The 2,445-nt window shown below is 69.5% G+C and carries 3 protein-coding genes; all 3 read left to right on the top strand.

The annotated features are described in order from the left end of the window. A partial coding sequence (locus JYJ84_RS34205; RefSeq protein ID WP_205190097.1) for an LUD domain-containing protein occupies window positions 1-198 on the top strand: 198 nt, incomplete at its 5' end. Further along, window positions 195-1,640 carry a LutB/LldF family L-lactate oxidation iron-sulfur protein gene (locus JYJ84_RS34200; RefSeq protein ID WP_175221636.1) on the top strand — a complete coding sequence of 482 codons (1,446 nt, stop codon included), beginning with the start codon at window positions 195-197 and terminating at the stop codon, window positions 1,638-1,640. The genes JYJ84_RS34205 and JYJ84_RS34200, both read left to right, overlap by 4 nt. Before the next feature lie 50 nt (window positions 1,641-1,690). Next, window positions 1,691-2,445, top strand: a 755-nt coding sequence (locus JYJ84_RS34195) for a lactate permease LctP family transporter (protein WP_205190096.1), incomplete at its 3' end; no start/stop codon positions are given.

Here is a 2,445-nt window from a genome sequence, read left to right as displayed (position 1 = left end):
CACGCGGCCGTGCACGCGGAGCGCTGGCACGCCGGCATGCCGACCAACCTCGTGCTGGTGTCGGGCCCGTCGAAGACGTCCGACATCCAGCAGACGCTGGCCTATGGCGCGCACGGCCCGCGCCGCCTGTGGGTCGTGATCGTCACCGATGCGGCCGCCCGCCCGGCCGCCACTGCCCGCGAGGACCTCCCGCAATGAGCGACCACACGCTGCAATTCGTCGCCCCCGGCGACTTCAGGGCCCGCGCGCGCGCGGCGCTCGACGATCCCGCGCTGCGCAAGAGCTTCCGCGGCGCGATGGACTTCCTGCAGGGCAAGCGCGCGACCCAGTTCCCTGACGACGCCGAGCTGCAGCAGCTGCGCGACCTCGGCGAAGCGGTGCGGCAGCATGCGCTCGCGCAGTTGCCCGCGCTGCTCCAACGGCTGGAGACGAAGCTCACCGAAGCGGGCGTGCACGTGCACTGGGCCGAGACGGCCGCCGACGCGAACGCGATCGTGCTCGGCATCGCGCAGGCGAAGAAGGCGCACCGCGTGATCAAGGGCAAGTCGATGGCGAGCGAGGAAATCGAGCTGAACCATTACCTCGCGGAGCACGGCGTCGACTGCATCGAATCCGACATGGGCGAATTCATCGTGCAGCTCGCGGGCGAGAAGCCGTCGCATATCGTGATGCCCGCGATCCACAAGACGCGCGGCGACATCGCCGAGCTGTTCGAGGCGCACATCCCCGGCACGCGCTACACGGAAGATGTCGACGAGTTGATCCAGACCGGCCGGCGCGCGCTGCGCCGCGCGTTCGCCGATGCGGACATCGGCCTGTCGGGCGTGAACTTCGCGGCGGCCGACACGGGCACGCTGTGGCTCGTCGAAAACGAAGGCAATGGCCGCCTGTCGACGACGGTGCCCGACACGCACGTCGCGATCATGGGGATCGAGAAGGTCGTCGAGAAGCTCGAGCACATCGTGCCGCTGTCGAGCCTGCTCACGCGCTCGGCCACCGGCCAGGCGATCACGACCTACTTCAACCTGATCTCGGGCCCGCGCCGCGACGGCGAACGCGACGGCCCGCGCGAGCTGCATCTCGTGCTGCTCGACAACGGCCGCACGCAGGCCTACGCGGACGAGCAGCTGCGCGCGACGCTGCAGTGCATCCGCTGCGGCGCGTGCATGAACCACTGCCCCGTCTACACGCGCATCGGCGGCCACGCATACGGCACGACCTACCCGGGCCCGATCGGCAAGATCGTCTCGCCGCACCTGCTCGGCCTCGACGCGACGGCCGACCTGCCGACCGCGTCGACGCTGTGCGGCGCCTGCGGCGAGGTGTGCCCGGTGCGGATCCCGATCCCGCAACTGCTCGTGCGGCTGCGTACCGAGGCCAACCGCAAGCCCGACGAACCCGTCGCGCATCCGCTGCGCGGCCAGGGCGCGAACTACACCCGCGCGGAAGACCTCGTGTGGCGCTTCTGGTCGGGCGCGTTCGCGCATCCGCGCGCGTACCGCGCGTTCCGCTGGACCGCGACGCGCCTGCATGCGCTGACGCCCGCGAAACAGATGGGCTGGACGCAGCACCGCACGCCGCTCGAACCGGCACCGCGCAGCCTGTCCGACCTGCTGCGCGCACGCGGCCAGCCCGAATAGCCGTTTCGTTTCTCAAGCCGTACCGACAAAAACCTATGGAGGAGACATCCATGCAGGCCTGGCATCAGATCTACACCCCGCTCGGCAGCCTCGGGCTGTCGGCGTTCGTCGCCGCAATCCCGATCATCTTCTTTTTCGTCGCGCTGGCCGCGCTGCGGCTCAAGGGCCACGTCGCCGCGGCAATCACGCTGCTGCTGTCGCTCGGCGTCGCGATCCTCGCGTACGGCATGCCCGTGCCGCAGGCGCTCGCGGCGGCCGGCTTCGGCTTCGCGTACGGCATCTGGCCGATCGCATGGATCATCGTCGCGGCCGTGTTCCTGTACAAGATCGTCGTGAAGACCGGCCAGTTCGACATCATTCGCGCGTCCGTACTGTCGATCACCGACGACCAGCGCCTGCAGATGCTGCTGATCGGCTTCTCGTTCGGCGCGTTCCTCGAAGGCGCGGCCGGTTTCGGTGCGCCCGTCGCGATCACGGCCGCGCTGCTCGTCGGCCTCGGCTTCAAGCCGCTGCACGCGGCAGGACTGTGTCTGATTGCAAATACTGCGCCGGTCGCGTTCGGTGCGATGGGCATCCCGATCATCGTCGCCGGGCAGGTGACGGGTATCGATCCGCTCCATATCGGCGCGATGGCCGGCCGCCAGCTGCCGCTGCTGTCGCTCGCGGTGCCGTTCTGGCTCGTGTTCATGATGGACGGGCTGCGCGGCGTGCGGCAGACCTGGCCGGCCGCGCTCGTCGCGGGCGGCAGCTTCGCGGTGACGCAATACTTTACGTCGAACCACATCGGGCCCGAGCTGCCGGACAT

Origin of the sequence: Burkholderia sp. LMG 13014 (genome assembly GCF_905232215.1) — a bacterium.
In the GTDB taxonomy this organism is placed as follows: Bacteria; Pseudomonadota; Gammaproteobacteria; order Burkholderiales; family Burkholderiaceae; genus Burkholderia.
This window is presented reverse-complemented; position numbering and strand designations above follow the sequence as displayed.

Coding starts and splice junctions, on each gene's coding strand:
- JYJ84_RS34200 (WP_175221636.1), top strand. CDS start 195: ATGAGCGACCACACGCTGCAATTCGTCGCCCCCGGCGACTTCAGGGCC.